General features: G+C 46.3%; 14 protein-coding genes. All 14 read right to left on the bottom strand.

What is annotated here, in order from left to right; translation table 11 throughout:
- Positions 1-65: 65 nt before the first annotated feature.
- The 14 genes from AB4167_RS19490 to flaG all read right to left on the bottom strand — a co-directional run bounded on the left by AB4167_RS19490 (position 66) and on the right by flaG (position 15,906).
- Entirely contained in the window at positions 66-2,195 is a 2,130-nt protein-coding gene (locus tag AB4167_RS19490) for a flagellar hook-length control protein FliK (protein WP_102429083.1), read from the bottom strand.
- A 182-nt stretch (positions 2,196-2,377) separates the two neighbouring features.
- A complete protein-coding gene (gene fliJ, locus AB4167_RS19485; RefSeq protein ID WP_017060679.1) occupies positions 2,378-2,815 on the bottom strand; it encodes a flagellar export protein FliJ in 438 nt (145 codons plus the stop codon).
- Between the two features lie 19 nt (positions 2,816-2,834).
- Positions 2,835-4,154 (bottom strand): flagellar protein export ATPase FliI, encoded by a 1,320-nt coding sequence (gene fliI / locus AB4167_RS19480; protein WP_017060680.1) that lies wholly within the window; start codon positions 4,152-4,154, stop codon positions 2,835-2,837.
- Entirely contained in the window at positions 4,154-4,954 is an 801-nt protein-coding gene (fliH, locus tag AB4167_RS19475) for a flagellar assembly protein FliH (protein WP_017060681.1), read from the bottom strand. The genes fliI and fliH overlap by 1 nt, the downstream gene beginning before the upstream one ends.
- 124 nt (positions 4,955-5,078) lie before the next feature.
- Complete coding sequence (gene fliG / locus AB4167_RS19470; RefSeq protein ID WP_017060682.1) at positions 5,079-6,140, bottom strand: flagellar motor switch protein FliG; 1,062 nt, start codon at positions 6,138-6,140, stop codon at positions 5,079-5,081.
- Positions 6,133-7,875: a flagellar basal-body MS-ring/collar protein FliF gene (fliF, locus tag AB4167_RS19465; protein WP_372128193.1), complete on the bottom strand. Its 1,743-nt coding sequence runs from the start codon at positions 7,873-7,875 to the stop codon at positions 6,133-6,135. Before fliF ends, fliG begins: the two co-directional genes overlap by 8 nt.
- A 16-nt stretch (positions 7,876-7,891) precedes the next feature.
- Complete coding sequence (gene fliE, locus AB4167_RS19460) at positions 7,892-8,203, bottom strand: flagellar hook-basal body complex protein FliE (protein WP_017060684.1); 312 nt, start codon at positions 8,201-8,203, stop codon at positions 7,892-7,894.
- A gap of 132 nt (positions 8,204-8,335) precedes the next feature.
- On the bottom strand, positions 8,336-9,745 hold the full coding sequence (locus tag AB4167_RS19455) for a sigma-54 dependent transcriptional regulator (protein ID WP_017060685.1): 1,410 nt from the start codon (positions 9,743-9,745) through the stop codon (positions 8,336-8,338).
- Positions 9,746-9,778: 33 nt separating this feature from the next.
- Positions 9,779-10,819, bottom strand: a complete 1,041-nt coding sequence (locus AB4167_RS19450) for a PAS domain-containing sensor histidine kinase (RefSeq protein ID WP_017060686.1) — start codon at positions 10,817-10,819, stop codon at positions 9,779-9,781.
- Between the two features lie 184 nt (positions 10,820-11,003).
- Positions 11,004-12,470 (bottom strand): sigma-54 dependent transcriptional regulator, encoded by a 1,467-nt coding sequence (locus tag AB4167_RS19445; RefSeq protein WP_102321177.1) that lies wholly within the window; start codon positions 12,468-12,470, stop codon positions 11,004-11,006.
- 228 nt (positions 12,471-12,698) lie between these two features.
- Positions 12,699-13,109 carry a flagellar export chaperone FliS gene (gene fliS, locus AB4167_RS19440; protein WP_004736194.1) on the bottom strand — a complete coding sequence of 137 codons (411 nt, stop codon included), beginning with the start codon at positions 13,107-13,109 and terminating at the stop codon, positions 12,699-12,701.
- 12 nt (positions 13,110-13,121) lie between these two features.
- Positions 13,122-13,427: a flagellar protein FliT gene (locus AB4167_RS19435; RefSeq protein ID WP_017060688.1), complete on the bottom strand. Its 306-nt coding sequence runs from the start codon at positions 13,425-13,427 to the stop codon at positions 13,122-13,124.
- Between the two features lie 3 nt (positions 13,428-13,430).
- Positions 13,431-15,458 carry a flagellar filament capping protein FliD gene (fliD, locus tag AB4167_RS19430; protein ID WP_372136913.1) on the bottom strand — a complete coding sequence of 676 codons (2,028 nt, stop codon included), beginning with the start codon at positions 15,456-15,458 and terminating at the stop codon, positions 13,431-13,433.
- Between the two features lie 22 nt (positions 15,459-15,480).
- A complete protein-coding gene (flaG, locus tag AB4167_RS19425; RefSeq protein ID WP_048661526.1) occupies positions 15,481-15,906 on the bottom strand; it encodes a flagellar protein FlaG in 426 nt (141 codons plus the stop codon).
- Positions 15,907-15,924: the final 18 nt, after the last annotated feature.

Below are 15,924 nucleotides of genomic sequence, written 5' to 3'. Positions count from 1 at the left end.
CGATTAACTGATGGTTCTTTTTATTAACTGTTTTTTTCTATTAACCAAGCGTTCTTAGCCTGATATTAGGCATAATAACTAATTCCATCACGCTTTGATGCGACATTCAATTCAAGATTGCTGTCACTATCAAGGTTTTCATCACCTTGCGTATCATTTGTGCGGTTAGCGCCGGATTGTTGCTCACCATTGTTGTATCTATCTTGTCCCTGACCGGAGTTCTGTTGTTGAACAGACGAATCGGCAAGCTGCAGACCTTGCTGAGCAAGCATCTCTCTCAAGCGAGGTAAGGTTTGTTCAATCACATCTCTCGCTTGCTGATTACTCACCGTAAAGTGCACGTTTGCCACGTCATTATTCATGGTCATGCGGATTTTCATTTGGCCCAATTCTGGTGGGTCGAGACGAATGTCCAAGTTCTTAAGGTTCTTAGACATCATCATTTGTACTTTTTCAGCCACTTGCTCATTGGCTAGCTCTTTGGTGAGCTGTAAGGGCGCTTGTTGAGCAGCTTGAATTTCAGCTCGCGTAGGTGCTGAACCCACCGTTGCCGTACCTTGTGCACCAGCCGCAGAAGCGATCTGCTGAGCAAAGGTCGAATCTTTAGAATCTTCTTTAGCACCCGCTTTACCCAAACCAGACAGTGCTGCTGCACCGGCGCCCGCTTTAAGAAGCGTATCAGTCGAGCCTGCTTTTGTGGCAGCTGGCGTTGCATTCATCGCCATTCCTTGCGCGGTTAAAGCTGGATCCAACGTTGCTTGCTGCTGAGGTGAAGCCACATTAGCTTGTTGAGCTGCGGCCTGTTGGGCTGCATGTGCATTATTGGCGTGCAGCATTGCCGCCTTGTCCGTAAGAGCATTGTTTGCTGATTGAGAAGCGGCCTGCGCTGACACTTGTTGTGTAGCCGTCGCTACAGCTGCTGTTGATGCTGCCGCAGCTAAGGCTTTAGTTTCGCTTGAATCCGTATTATCCCAATCGATAGCAGTGGGTTCACCAGACGCACTGTTCGCAGCCGGAGCTTGACTTAGCAAAGCTGTTACTTGTTGTTGAACGTTAGCGAGCTGTTGATTCAACAGGTCTAGGTTAGAGGTCGCTTTAGCCAAAGCGGCTTGCTCATCAACCGTCAACTTAGCGCCACTTTGTTGCTTATCAAGCAAGCTATCGACAACAGACTGCTCTGATTCGATTTGTCCATTCAATTGGTTTAGCGCTTTGGTATGGGCATCTACTTGCTTTGCCAGTTCAATATCCACGGCTGACAATGCTTGGCTCTGCTCGGCAGCAACCGCACTAGCTGCATTCTTTTGGCTCAGCTCTCGGCTCATACTGGCTTCAATTTGTTCTGGAGTGACGCCTTTATCCATCAACTGTCGAATTTCAGTATCAGTTAGCTGAGAAACACCCTTACCTCCGGTAAGTACAGCGATTTCAGAATCGACTTCAAGGCTCTTCTCCTGATTTGCAGCCTTAGCTTGTTGTGTCGCCTTATCCGTAACGGAAACTCCTGCAACAGAAGCACCGGTGATATTACCTTGGGCTTGTTCTACCTGACCTTGCTGAGGCAAGCCTTTGCCGTTTGGCGCTTGATTTAGGGTTTTGTTTGCCTCATCCAATTGACCAAGCAATTTATTGCCTTCGCTCATCGCTGCATTGGCTTGCGATGCCTGCGTAGCACCATCTACCGCTGATGGACCCTGAGTTTGGGATTGAGCAATATGTTCTTTAGATTCGTTAGTCGTATCCTGCGCATCTTTACCATCTGCCTTATCTGCAACAGTCTTATCAGCGACAGTGCTATCAGTGCCCGAATTGGCTTTGAGCTGAGCCTCAGATCCAGACGCAGCCTCTGCTGATGTTTTATCAGCAGCTTTCTCGCCTTCTACTTCTGAAGCTGCTTGCTTGCTTTGCGCTTCGCTCACTTCGTCAGTAGCCTTTGATTCAGCGGAATCACCTTTGTTCGCTTCGGCTGACGCTTCACCTTCGGTAGATGTCTGTTTAGTATCAGGTTTCGCAGTGCTTTCTGTGTCTTTTGCTGCGACTTTACTGTCACTTTCTTCAAAGCCGAGCGCTTCTTTAAAGGACTCAAAGAAACCTTTAGAGTCGCCGGTTTCTTCTACCTTGGAAGAGGCAGAACCGGTGTCCAACAACGATGACATTTTGTTGGTCGCTGAATTTGAGGAAAGACTAACATTCATATATACAAGCTCTATCTACTAGCTTTGCTGCCATGAATCAGGCAACAAAAAGAAAGTCGGATGCTTTTCATGCCTTTGGTGGGCATAACGCGCAATTTTATATAAAACGGAGCAAGAAACATGCCTATAAGTTCGGTTTTCACAATATAGAGAACAGCACTGACGTCATTCGTGGCTTAGGATCACATCTTCTTTCGGCTGTATAACAGAGTCGAAAATTCATCCATTTGCTTTTGTTCTCTTCGATCTTGCAGCTTTGCTTTCTCTTTCTGCTTTTTCTCCATCAACCACTCGTAGGATTTACGTTTTTTGCGTAACTCCATCCAGTAGCTTTGGCAGTTGTCGACTTGATTTTTAAAGTGGTGCTCGGCTTCTCTCTGTTTGGATAATGTTTCATCCAACTGAGTTAAGAAGCGGTTCAAGTGACCATATTGGCTCGCCGTTAAGCCTGCCTTGCCGCGGTCAACGAGCTGCTGACAGTAATCCAGTCGATACTTTTCAATCTGCGCAACCTGCTCATAGTAGCCTTGCAGCTCAGAGTTCGCTTTGTTGAGCGCAAGTACCGCTTGGTTCTCTTGATCTTTGGCTTGATCGAGCAAAAATTCTAATGCGTTATCCATGACTAACCTTATTCACCCGTTAGCCACCCAATACATGTTTCAACATGTTGACGCACATGTCGTATGGGACGGTCTCTTTCATCTTCTGCTGCAAGTACTCATCCAGTTTTGGTTTCAACGTGAAGGCACTATCGATTGCTGGATCCGTTCCTGGCTTGTAAGCACCAATTGACACCAAATCTTGGTTTTTACGGCAGATAGACAGCACTTGCCTTACCGCTTTCGACATCAAGACATGTTCTTCAGTGGTGATTTGCGGCATAACACGACTGACGGATTTCTCAACGTCAATCGCTGGGTAGTGACCGGCATCGGCCATCTCACGAGATAACACAACGTGACCATCGAGAATTGCTCGCGACGCATCCGCAATCGGATCTTGTAAGTCATCGCCTTCGGTTAACACGGTAAAGAAAGCCGTGATAGAACCTTGTTCATCATTGCCGTTACCTGCTCGTTCCACCAGCGCAGGAAGCTTAGCGAAGACTGATGGCGGATAGCCCTTGGTTGCTGGCGGCTCACCCACAGACAGAGCAATTTCACGCTGAGCTTGAGCAAAACGGGTCAATGAATCCATGAGTAGCAGAACATCTAAGCCTTGGTCGCGGAAGTACTCGGCGACAGCCAACGCGGTTTGACAGCCTTTTAAGCGCATCAATGGTGATGAGTCGGCAGGAGCGGCAACAACAACCGAACGCTTACGGCCATCTTCACCAAGAATCTCTTCAATAAATTCTTTAACTTCTCGTCCACGCTCACCGATTAGGCCTACGACCACTACTTGCGCAGTTGTGCCTCGAGTCATCATGCCCAGAGTTACGGATTTACCGACACCAGAGCCAGCAAACAGACCGATACGTTGCCCTTTACCCACGGTTAGCAAACCATTAATGGCTTTCAAGCCGACATCGAGTGGTTCAGAAATCGGTTTACGAGCTAACGGGTTGATTGGCTCCGCATTAAATGAAGCGCGTTGCTCTGTATAGATTGGACCTAAACCGTCGAGTGGATTACCTACGCCGTCGATCACTCGACCGAGCAGTTCCATTCCAACAGGGATACCACTTTCGGTAGTCATTGGCGTGACGCGAGCGCCAGGTAAGATCCCGGTGATTTGCTCACTCGGCATCAAAAATAGGTTATCGCCAGAGAAACCGACGACTTCGGCTTCCATCTGACCAGACATGGTTTCGACTAAACACAAACTTCCGATTGGCGCTTTACAGCCGGTCGCTTCAAGCGTTAAGCCAACAACGCGTACTAACTTACCTGAGGCAATCGGTCGTGATTTTAACCCTTCGACTTTGTACTGACTGAGACGGTTCGCTAACTCAAGCATTACTCATGACCCTGGTGACGGTTTGCACCGCAGAAGTTTTGAATGACGTTCTTTACGCGATCTTCCATACGGTAGTTAACGCTCGACTCACCTGCTTCGATTTGCACGTCACCACGGTTGAGTGCTGGCTCTGCTACCAGTGTCCAATTACGACAGTCCAATTCAGTTTCGCCATACGCAGAGCGAATGATCGCGACATCTTCTGGGTTAAGCTTCAATGTGATGGCATGACCAGAGATCGGCAACGACTCTACCGACTCTTTAACGGTATCTAATATGATTTGTGGATTGGTTTGTACTTCAACATGAACCACTTCTTTGACCATGGTAAGCACCATATCGACCAATTGCTTCTCCACCTGAGCGTTCATCAGCTCTAACGGTTGAGCAAACTGGTTTGCCAGCCCCATGAAGACGGCCACTTGTTGTTGAATGTATTCTTGACCCGCGGTTACGCCTTCAAGCTTGCCGGCTTCGTTGCCTTCTTCGTGACCTGCGGCAAAACCTTCTTCTTTACCTTTTTCATAACCTTGCTTAAAGCCCGCTTCTTGGCCTTGATGCAGCCCTTCCTGATAAGCGCCTTGTTTAATCAGCTCGATTTGCTCTTCAGTCAGAACCAGCTCTTCATCTTCAATGGCTTCTTCAACCGTTGGCATCCAACTAGGGTCGTAGTTAAAAGCGGTTTCTTTGGCTTGTTTGCTCACGTCAGAGGTGTAGTCAGGCAGCCCCCATTTCTGAGGTTGGGCAACCGTATTATCTTCTTCAGGGCGAAGGAAGCCGCGTTTTCTATCACCTGACATATCAGTACCTATCTATGAGTGGCTTAACTGTATTGTGAATTCAAGCAGTTAAACTGAGTTAATCTGTGGTTCGAGATTGGATAAAGAAAAGCCCCAACAGTGTGGGGCTTTTGAGATTTCTGTATTAAAGGAACTCGTCGGCGCCACCAGACAGCATAATTTCGCCACTGTCTGCCATCTTCCTCGCGATACCCAAAATCTCTTTCTGAGCCGCTTCAACATCAGAGACTTTGACTGGCGGCATCGCCTCAATATCGTCTCTCATCATATCGGCAGCACGTTTAGACATGTTCTTGAAGATCTTCTCACGTAGACCTTCATCTGCACCTTTAAGTGCTTTCTGTAGAATATCTTGTGGAACATCACGTAGTAGTCGTTGAACACCTTGGTCATCAACTTCAATAAGGTTTTCAAAGACAAACATCAGATCTTGAATCTGTGTTGCCATGTCTTCGTCTTGGTCACGGATTTGATCCATCAAGACGCCTTCCACGTTGTTATCCATGTAGTTCATGATCTCAGCCGCGGCTTTCAGGCCACCAATTTTGGCAGCTTGAGCACCCGCTTGACCCGCGAACTGTTTCTCCATGATTTCATTCAGTTCAGCAAGCGCCGAAGGTTGAACTTCTTCAAGGTTGGCAATACGCATCATCAGATCCAGACGAACTCGCTCTGGGAACTGAGACAGGATCTCAGCCGATTGATCGGCATCGAGGTACGACAACACAATAGTTTGAATTTGAGGGTGCTCGTTGATGATAATGCTCGCCACCTGACGAGGATCCATCCACTTAAGCGAATCCAAACCTTTCGAACCTGTGCCGAGAAGGATTTGGTCAACAAGGTTATTCGCCTTGTCTTCACCCAGAGCAGCAACTAACGCATTACGCATGAAGTCTTCGCTGCCCATACCAATGTTGGTGTACTTCTGAATATCATCTAAGAAAGCACGGTGCACAGCGCCTACTTTCTCTTGGGATAGGTCTGTAGCTCGCGCCATCGCACTACCCACACGCTGAACCTGCTTTGGCTCTAGGTGACGAATAATACCAGCAGCATCTTCTTCATTTAAACTGAGCAACAAGATCGCAGCGCGCTCATCGCCTGAGATAGAGCCGATATCCACGCTAGAGACATCAAGCACTTCACCGCCTTCAGTTTGTTGTGGAACTATTTCGTTAGCCATCTACCATCCAATTCTTAACTACTTGAGCTGCTAGCTCTGGTTCATTCGCTACAAGTGCACGTACTGCTTTCAGCACGTCCTCGTCTTTATGAAGGTTTGGTAAGTCGATACTTGAACCAAATTCAAACAGCTCACCACCTTCAATATCACCACCAATTAAGCTGGTTTCGCCGTCGGCACCAATTGGCATGCCATCAGGTCCGTACATCTGTTCATCGTTGTCTGCTGCTGGGTTAAGCAGTTTCTTCATTGCAGGGCGAACAAGTACCAACACCACCACAATGATAACCAAGGCACTTGCAAACCAACGAACCCAATCATTGAAGTTTGGATGCTCCCAGATTGGCACATCAGCAACAACATCTGTTACTTGAGGTGCAAACTGCATGCTTAATACGTTGAGCAAATCACCACGAGTTTCATCAAAGCCCACCGTACCAATCAGTACTTGGCGAATCGCATTGATTTCGCTCGCCGGGATTGGCGTATGAACCACTTCACCCGTATCTGGGTTCAAGGATTGGCGGTCTTTGATCGCAACAGAAACCGTCTGACGATTAACCGTGCCGCTCTGTTTACGTTCATGACTGATGGTGGTGTCTAGCTCAAAGTTTCGAGTCGCTTCTTTGTGAACAGAGCCTTGACCTGTCATCGCGCCGTCTTTCATCTGAGCCACATCTTGTGGAATTGAGGCATCCGCTGGAGGCTGGTTACTCAACGCACCCGGAATACCCGCCACCGTATTTCCATTGTTGTAATCTTCTAAAGTGTATTCACTTCGAGTCGCCGGTGTATTCGGATCAAAACGTTTTCTGGTTTGCTCCACAGCACTGAAATCGAGCTGGATATCAACCTGAGCGGTGTAGTTACCAAACCCAAGAATAGGAATCAGGATGGAGTCAATTTTTTCACGCAGCGCTTGTTCTTGATTGCGCTCTAACTCGTGTTCTTTACGACGCGCCGCTGACATAGGGTCTTGAGAGCCTGAGCTCAACAATCGGCCATGCTGATCGGTCACCGTAATACGTGAGGTTTTCATTCCCGGAACGGCACTTGCCACCATATCCACAACAGAATCGACTTCTTGCTGCTTGAGATTAGTGCCGGTTTTGAGGGTTAGAAATACGGAAGCGGAAGCTTCTTGATTATGGCGTACAAAAACACTCTGCTTCGGCAGGGCTAATAAAACCTGAGCTTTACGCACCTGTTTCATCTGCTCAATGGCTTTGGCAAGCTGTCTTTCACGGCTTAATTTAAGGCGTTCTTGTTCTAAACGTTGTGATACACCAAAGCCCATGTCTTGCATGAGGATGTCATCACCCGCGTTTCGCTCTTGGTTCAAACCAGCTCGAACCATATTGAGCTTCAGAGAATTGTACTCACTAGCCGGTACTGAGATGGTGTTGCCTTCAAGCGTGTACTCGATCTTTTGCAGATCCAAGTAGTCAAGAACGGGAATCAACTCTTCTGTTTCGTAAGCTCCTAGTGGACGCATTTCTGGCTCTTTTACCCAGAAAAACAGCATCACAATCAGCGCTACACAGATAGAGATAGAAAGGACTAAGACGACCTGACGAAGTAAATCGAGATCACCGACAGCCATATCGAACTTCGATGAACTGCGTTCACCTAGATCGGGATTTTGCCCTTCTCCGTCTAGCTCAGAGCCTGCAATCAGTGCGTGGTCGTTGCTATCGCTTACGGTTAAATCTGTTGTTTGACTATTATCTGCCACTATTTAACTACCCAACTTATACCGGCATATTCATCAGCTCTTTGTACGATTCGACCAATTTATTTCTAATTTGGATCGTCGCCTCAAAAGCCACACTAGATTTATTACGAGCAATCATCACGTCCGATAGGGATACGCTTTGGTCGCCACTATCAAAACGAGCTTGAAGATCACCTGAAGTCTTTTGTAATGAGTTCACATTATTGATGGCATTAGTCAGCATGTTGCCAAAATCTGCACCGACCGCTTGCCCCGTTGCTGCGGGACGCGCGCTGGCAGCTTCGACCATCATCGCCTGCATTTCGCCTTGTAAACCATCTATTCTCATCTACTACCTCAGGAGTCAAAATTATGACTATCTATTTAGCTATATTATTGACAGAGCAATTAGCGTGCCACACATTAAATTGACTAGATATCGTATTACACTAGTCAGAAAGCTGACACTACTAATCTATCCTCAGTTTGGGATATCTATTCCAGCATCGCGCATTTTAGCCAACTTGTAACGCAGTGTACGAGGGCTAATGCCCAGTTTTTCAGCCATATCTTTGCGTCGGCCATTACATGCAATCAGGGTTTCAAGAATGATCGCATACTCTTGATCTCTAAGCTCATTACCTAACCCTTCGCTGCTAGCCGCGATTTTATTGATTGGGTTTGCTTCGGCAATAGGCTTAATTTCTGGCGCAGCTACGTCACTGCCTTCGACGATTTGTTGTAGGCTGCTTGCGTCTTGCCAATCGACACCTTCAAGAAGGATATGCTCACCAGAGATGTTCTCTTGTTCGCTCAATATTAGCGCACGCTGTACCACATTGTCTAATTCGCGAACATTGCCCGGCCACGGATAATTGACGAGTTTGCTGATCGCTTGTGCTGACATAACGGGTACAGGCATACCAAGTTTGGTGCAGTGGCGCTCAACTAAGTGCTTGGCTAAAGGCTCAATATCGCCTTTACGCTCGCACAATGGAGGCCAAGAAATTGGGAATACATTCAGGCGGTAGTATAAATCCTCACGGAAATTCCCTTCAGAAACATACTGTTTAAGGTCTCGGTTACTGGTCGCTAATACACGAACATCCAATTTGATGCTCTTACGACTACCTAATCGCTCAACTTCGCGCTCTTGCAAAACACGCAGTAGTTTGGCTTGTAGGCTAAGATCCATTTCACTGATCTCATCCAACAGAATTGTACCGCCCTGCGCTTGCTCGAATTTCCCCGGGCAAGCTTGAATAGCGCCAGTAAATGCGCCTTTTTCATAACCAAACAGGGTCGCTTCTAACATGTTGTCTGGGATCGCCGCGCAGTTAATCGCGACAAACGGGCCATCTTTTCGGCTAGAAGCATTGTGAATGTAGCGAGACATCACCTCTTTACCAGAACCACTCGGGCCCAACACCATGACGTTGGCATCGGTTTTCGCAACTTTATCAGCCAGCATCATTAGCTTGATACTTTTTTCATCAGCAACGATAGCGTCACCATTGTCATCCGACTTTACAGGCGCATAACGGCTGACCATGTTGAGCAGCACTTCTGGCGCAAATGGCTTTGCCATATAGTCGATAGCGCCCTCTTTCATTGCAGCAACGGCATCTTCGATGTTGGCGTACGCTGTCATTAGCAATACCGGCAAATTTGGCCAATGCTGCTTAATGTTTCTCAATAGTGCCAAGCCACCCATGCCCGCCATCTGCACGTCAGATACGACAATATCAACGGAGTTCGATTTTAATTTGACCAGAGCATCTTCCGCACAATCCGCTTCCAGCCATTCATAGCCAGCAAGCGCGAGTGTGTCGACAAGGGCTTCGCGTAGACCTTCATCATCTTCGACGATTAACACTTTGCTTTGAGCCATAGGATTCTCCAGTGTAAATTCAGTTAAAACTTATTAGTCTTCAGAAGAAGCACTTCTTTCAAGCGGTAGACACATGGTAAAGCATGCGCCGTCGCCTTCTTCTGATATCAATTCCAGTCGGCCTTCATGTGCTCGACATACCATTTGTACAACCGCTAAGCCTAGACCTGTACCTTGTGAACGAGTGGTAAAGAAGGGTTCCATTATTTTACCTTGAAGCTCTTTCGGTACGCCGGGGCCACTGTCTTGCACTGATATCTTAAGCTCGCCATTTACGGGCCTAAAAAACACATCGATCTGCGATTCCTTACCCGCAATTTGAACCGCGTTCAACACTAGGTTGCTTAACGCTGAGGCGATAGCATTGGCGTTGCCGAACATTTGAGTCTGTTCGCCCTCAACTTCTTGGCAATAATCAATCTGGTTAGTTTTCAATGCCGCTTCCACCATAGGGTGAAATTCAGTGATCAATTCAGCCACAGTAAATGGCTTAACGACTTTGTTGTCACCACCTTTGGCAAACAACAGCATGTCGTTCACTTGCTTCTCTAAGTCATGCAATCTATCCATAAGCTTAGATTGAAAACGCGTTTTTGTTGCCGGCGGCAGATTTGGCGCGGCAAGGTTTGATGCATACAGCATCGCACTTGAAAGCGGCGTTCGCACTTGATGGGCAAGCGAGGCCACCATTCTACCTAATGAAGACAAACGCTGAAGATCACTCACGCGAGACTGCAATAGTCGGGTCTCGGTCAGATCGGTAATCAAAATCAGCTGACCCGTGGTAGAGGCTGAAATCGCCAAACGCACTTTTCGCCCGTTCTTCAATGAGATCTCATGACCGTCATCGTCTTTTGGGTCAAAGGCACTTTGAATCACTGAAAACCACTTCTCACCAACCAACTCAACACCAAGAATACGATGCGCTTCAGGGTTCGCTTCTCTCACTTCGCCGTGTGTATCTAACAAGATAACCCCTGCTGGCATCACGTCGAGTACTTGCTTATAGCGCTCAACCTGCTGTTCAACAGAATCTAGGTGTGATTGATTTTCTGGTTCGTTAGATACGCGCATGTCAAAAATTTGCCTCAAATACTAAAACAGCCTGAGACGTACAACACGAGTCAGGCTATTTGCTATATTTATCACATAGTTAAGCAAGCAACAACTCGACTATGGTTTATCTGTTCACTTAGCTAGAGTTACCAAATAGCTAAAAAGTGTGTGCTAGTTTTTCGTTTTCATCGAAAACTGGACACTATCGCTGCAAGTTATATTTACGCATTTTTTCAACCAGAGTGGTTCTACGCATTCCAAGCATGTCAGCAGCACGAGCAACAATGCCGCCCTGCGCTTCCAACGCTTGATTGATCATATTCACTTCCATATCCGCGAGTAGCTCTTTCAAGTTAACCCCTTCTGGCGGTAACTCTTGAGGCGCATTAGCATTGTCGGCAATATCATCTTGCTGATCAAAACTGAAATCTTCTGAGAATAAGTCAGCAAGTGCATCACGCTCTTGCTCCTCTTCAGATCCAAAGCTATTAAACTCTGGCTGGAACTCAGGGATATCGCTGTATCGATATTTAGTTGGCAGGTGATTCACATCAACCAAGCTGTTTGGATACAAGATAACCATTCGTTCAACCAGGTTCGCTAGTTCACGAACGTTACCTGGCCAGTAATGCTCCATCAAAGAGTTGATAGCACGAGCCGTGAAACAGATAGGCATGCTGCCTTCCGCTTCCATTCGAGTCATCAGCTCTTGAAGCAACAGTGGAATATCTTCTTTACGATCTTGAAGCGCCGGCATTTCAATCGGGAATACATTTAAGCGGTAGTAAAGATCTTCACGGAACGAATCATCGTCGATCATATCTTCAAGGTTGCGGTGGGTTGCCGCAATCACTCTAACATCAGCTTGTATGGTGCTATTGCCACCTACACGCTCAAAGCATCGCTCTTGCAGTACTCGTAGCAGCTTAACTTGCATCGCCATCGGCATATCGCCAATTTCATCAAGAAACAGTGTGCCACCTTCAGCCAATTCAAAACGGCCTTTACGTGCGGTAATCGCCCCAGTAAATGCGCCCTTCTCATGACCAAACAGTTCACTTTCAAGCAAATCAGGTGGAATCGCGCCACAGTTTACAGGAACAAAAGGCCCTGAACGACGTTTAGAGTGATAGTGAATGTTACGCGCTACGACTTCTTTGCCTGTACCAGATTCACCAAGAATCAGCACGTTCGCTTCCGTAGAAGAGACTTGTTCAATTAAGTGACGTACTTCTTGAATGCCAGCACTTTGTCCTACTAGGCTGCGAAACAGGGTGTTCTTGCGTGCCGAAGACACAACTTGAACACCTTTGCGGCCTAAGAAGTCTTTACAGTGTCTTAATGCATCACTTAATTGCGGGTAGTTAAGAGGAAGTTCAAGCTCACCAACATAGTTAGTCAACTCGTCAACCGGGTGATTGTTTTTGCCAATCACCAGTAAAGGGATGTGATTGGCGTGAACAAGCTTCTCATTCAGTAATGCGTTGAAGCCTTTACCTTTAATGGTACCAATAATGCAGCCGGCCCACTGTAGTGACCAGTCAACTTTACGTGCTTGTTCAGAGCTGATTACTTCGCAGCTCTCTCCTACAAACTCTAATATTGTGCTTAAATTGTGAAGATCTTGAGCGTTATCATCGACGACAAGCAGTTTTGCCAAACCTTGCATAAGTAGGAATTATTGCCTTTATTTTGGTGCGATGCGGAAAAACGGTGAGCAACGTAGTCTATAAAACAGTGAGATGTATCAATGATTATGGTCTACGTGGACAAATTTAGGAAATCAGCAACGAAAAAAGCCATTAGGCTATCTAATGGCTTCTATTTTATTTGATTAAAAAAATAAGGCAACCAACCAATTAAGGGATATGAGATTGGTTAAAACTGCAATTTTTCTTTAAATACCTACGTCAGCGGACGTCAAGTTGTGATATTCGTTCGGAATTTGGTCCCAAGCGCTCTTAATTTCGCGAATAATATCGATAACATCATCAATAGGCTGTGGGTCATTTTTGTGATTTGCCGCAGAAATTTGCGTGATCATGAACTCATAAAGTTGATCTAGGTTTTTCGCAATATCGCCACCATCGTCCATAGATAGGCAACTACGTAGGCTAATAATGATATCTAGAGCCTTACCAAGTCGCTCACCTTTCACTGGGATGTTGCCTGCTTGCATTGCCGCTTTGCCTTGAATCAAACGCTCGATAGCACCGGCCATTAGCATTTGTACAATCTTATGCGGTGAGGCAGCCGTTAGCTGACTATCCACTGATACCTTTTTATATGCCTGTAAAGAACCGCGCATAGTAAACCTCTTCTATAAAAACTTTTTGTATTGTTGAACTGATTTAGCGCCGTGACGGTATTTATGTAGGGTCTTACCTACTCGACTCGTCTCAGACTGCATCAATTCGACTAATTTTCTGGTTCTGGTAATGGCTTCAAACCATTCAGAACTTTGCTTAACGTCGGGATGTGAGTCGATTATTTGAAGCACGTTTTGCAATAACTGTTCTCTGTTATCGACAAGCTGCGTTATTTCTTCAGCATTAATTTCACTAAATTCCAGTTTAGAGATAATTAGTTGATCGAGTTCACAAAGCTCTTGTAGCTGGCTATTCATCTATTAGCCCAACGCATTCATCATACTGCCCAGCTGAGATTGCATCTTACTGGTCGCATCTTGCATGGCTGTGAACTTAGAGTGGGTACGGCTCTCTAGGCTGTCCATGCGGCGGTCGAGCGCGCTTTGGTCATCAACCAAACGGTAGTTTTGCTCGACCAAGCTCTTTTCTCTAGTACGGATTGAACCCGTGATACCTGTGATACCTTGAATCGCATCTTCCACTTTTTTGGCGAAACCGTTGTTGCCACCAAAGAACTCACCCAACTTATCAAAGTTATTGTTGAGTTGACGGTCAAGCATATCGTAGTTGATTTCTAGCGAGCCTTGTCTTGTGGTGGTGATACCGAATTCAGTCAAAGACTTTAGATTGTCTGGCGCACCTTCGATACTTGATGAGAACACACCTTTTAATCGTGAGTCGGCGTTACGCACGGTACTGTCACCAGACAGCGGGCCTTTTTGGCCAGTCGTTGGGTCAACACCCGCCAAGTTTTTAGACACTTGGTAAAACTTATTATAAGAATTAACAAAAGCTTCAATGTCTTGGCGAACACTATTACGGTCGTACTCCACACCAATTTCTGCCGGCGGCTTATCTTTTGGCGTTTTTCCTTTCACCGTAATATCAATACCTTCAATGGCATCTTCAATCACATTGTTATTACTAGAGAGTTGAGCAACACCATCTAGGACAACCATAGAATCTTGGCCAGCCTGAACTTCAGTCATTCCACTATAGGTATCAAAAGATTGCTGTGCTTGTTCAAGGTCTGCTTGCGCTTTATCGACCTTCTCTAAGAGCTCGCGCTCTTCGGGTTCTAATTTGGCACGCTCAATTTTCTTGGCTTGCTCTGCGGTGAGTTCGCCTTTTTGAACTTTCTCAGCCAACTCCGCTTTTTCTTGTGAAATCTTCTCTTCGATACGCGCTTGCTCAGCCTCAAGCTTTTGTTGGGCTTCTTTCGGTGTCACGTATGAATCGGTCAGAGTACCTGAGGCAGCATTTGACCACCCCGGCACATCGGGTGCCTTCTCTATCGCTTTTTCATCAAGCTCAAGTTCTGGTGTGTAGTAAGAATCTAAAAGCGTACCTGACGCGGTTTCAGTCCAACCTGGGATATTGTCTTCAGGCATGACAGATTTTGCCGCTTTAGCTGCATCAAGAGCTGCTTGGCCGTCGGCGGCGGCTTGTTCTCCGTAGCTAAGGCTTTGAGAGTCTTCGTCAGCAACGGAGGTAGAATCAGTTTGGGATGCAGGGATGACATTGCCATCTTTATCGAGTGTTTCATTCGCATTTGGGTCATCGCTAGCGATCACTTCATCGATGAGTTCAACGGCTTTTCCTGCAGGGGTTAGAGCTAGAATATCTTGAGCAGCAACGCGCGCTTTCTCTAGCGCTTTAACACGTTCTTCAAGCGTTTTGTATTCGAGTTTTTTTAAGGGATTGGCAGCATCTGACTCAACATTAATGTTGATCTGCTGATCTGAACCAGACTGGTTCGAGGCAATAATAAGTCTTGGACCTTCGACATCGTTGATAATAGATGCACGAACGCCTGGGTTGCTATCTGCACCGTTGATACCACGAACAACTTCGATAAGTCTCGATCTGTCGCCAACTTGCACGTCAAAGCTGTCATCACCAAGCGAAACCTGCAGCTTACCTGGGCCAAATTTCATGTCCTCTGACAGTACATCAGAAGCCACTTTATGGCTTTGGGCAAGCTGCAACACATCGATGGCATATTTGCCAGCGATCGCTTCGGTAGTCGCGGTTGCAGAGACAAGACCTTCATCGGTACTTTCGACTGTTCGCACAGCAAAAGCTTTTTCCTGACGAAAGTTTGTCATCAGGTTTTTCATCGAATCAAGGGATTCTCTGAGTCTTCCATAGGCACTAATGCTGGTATCGATTCGCGTTCGTTCATTGTCGATTCGTTGCTGTTTAGGTACACGCTCCGAATCAACAATTGTGCTGACCATGGAATTGATATCCATGCCAGACGAAATCCCCATTGGGCCAAAACTCATTAAATCACCTCAATAATACGACTTAAACCTTCACCTCAAATATTCGACTATTCGAGTTTTGGGCTGCTAGGCGTCTTAGAATTTCAAGCATTTCTTCATCAGGGATCTGGCGAATAATATCACCGGTTGTGGTCTCATAAATGGTAACCACATCTCTCCCAGATTCTTCATCGACCTTAAAAGCCACACCTTTATTGAGAGAGGAGATAAACTCGTTTACCTTCTCCACCATTTTGACTCGCTCTTCATCATTTAATTCTTGTCTATGTTGAGCTAATTGAATCGCCGCTTCAGTAGCTTCCTCTTTCGATTTCTCTACCTTGCCATAAGATGTTGCTTCTTTTAGTCGCGAAATACTCGACGCACTACTACCTTCATCGCTTGCAATTTTAATGCCATTAGGTGAGCCATAAGGCTGGATGTTCGATGCGTTGGATGATATTTCCATAACACTCTCCCTCCCTCC

This window comes from Vibrio sp. 10N.286.49.E11 (assembly GCF_041469505.1).
Classification (GTDB): domain Bacteria; phylum Pseudomonadota; class Gammaproteobacteria; order Enterobacterales; family Vibrionaceae; genus Vibrio; species Vibrio crassostreae_C.
Note: the sequence above shows the minus strand (reverse complement) of the source record. Positions and strands in the feature narration are given on the sequence as shown.

Bases quoted from the DNA above. Each gene is read 5' to 3' on its own strand.
- AB4167_RS19490 (WP_102429083.1), bottom strand. From the start codon at position 2,195: ATGAATGTTAGTCTTTCCTCAAATTCAGCGACCAACAAAATGTCATCG.
- fliJ (WP_017060679.1), bottom strand. From the start codon at position 2,815: ATGGATAACGCATTAGAATTTTTGCTCGATCAAGCCAAAGATCAAGAG.
- fliI (WP_017060680.1), bottom strand. From the start codon at position 4,154: ATGCTTGAGTTAGCGAACCGTCTCAGTCAGTACAAAGTCGAAGGGTTA.
- fliH (WP_017060681.1), bottom strand. From the start codon at position 4,954: ATGTCAGGTGATAGAAAACGCGGCTTCCTTCGCCCTGAAGAAGATAAT.
- fliG (WP_017060682.1), bottom strand. From the start codon at position 6,140: ATGGCTAACGAAATAGTTCCACAACAAACTGAAGGCGGTGAAGTGCTT.
- fliE (WP_017060684.1), bottom strand. From the start codon at position 8,203: ATGAGAATAGATGGTTTACAAGGCGAAATGCAGGCGATGATGGTCGAA.
- AB4167_RS19455 (WP_017060685.1), bottom strand. From the start codon at position 9,745: ATGGCTCAAAGCAAAGTGTTAATCGTCGAAGATGATGAAGGTCTACGC.
- AB4167_RS19450 (WP_017060686.1), bottom strand. From the start codon at position 10,819: ATGCGCGTATCTAACGAACCAGAAAATCAATCACACCTAGATTCTGTT.
- AB4167_RS19445 (WP_102321177.1), bottom strand. From the start codon at position 12,470: ATGCAAGGTTTGGCAAAACTGCTTGTCGTCGATGATAACGCTCAAGAT.
- fliS (WP_004736194.1), bottom strand. From the start codon at position 13,109: ATGCGCGGTTCTTTACAGGCATATAAAAAGGTATCAGTGGATAGTCAG.
- AB4167_RS19435 (WP_017060688.1), bottom strand. From the start codon at position 13,427: ATGAATAGCCAGCTACAAGAGCTTTGTGAACTCGATCAACTAATTATC.
- fliD (WP_372136913.1), bottom strand. From the start codon at position 15,458: ATGAGTTTTGGCCCAATGGGGATTTCGTCTGGCATGGATATCAATTCC.
- flaG (WP_048661526.1), bottom strand. From the start codon at position 15,906: ATGGAAATATCATCCAACGCATCGAACATCCAGCCTTATGGCTCACCT.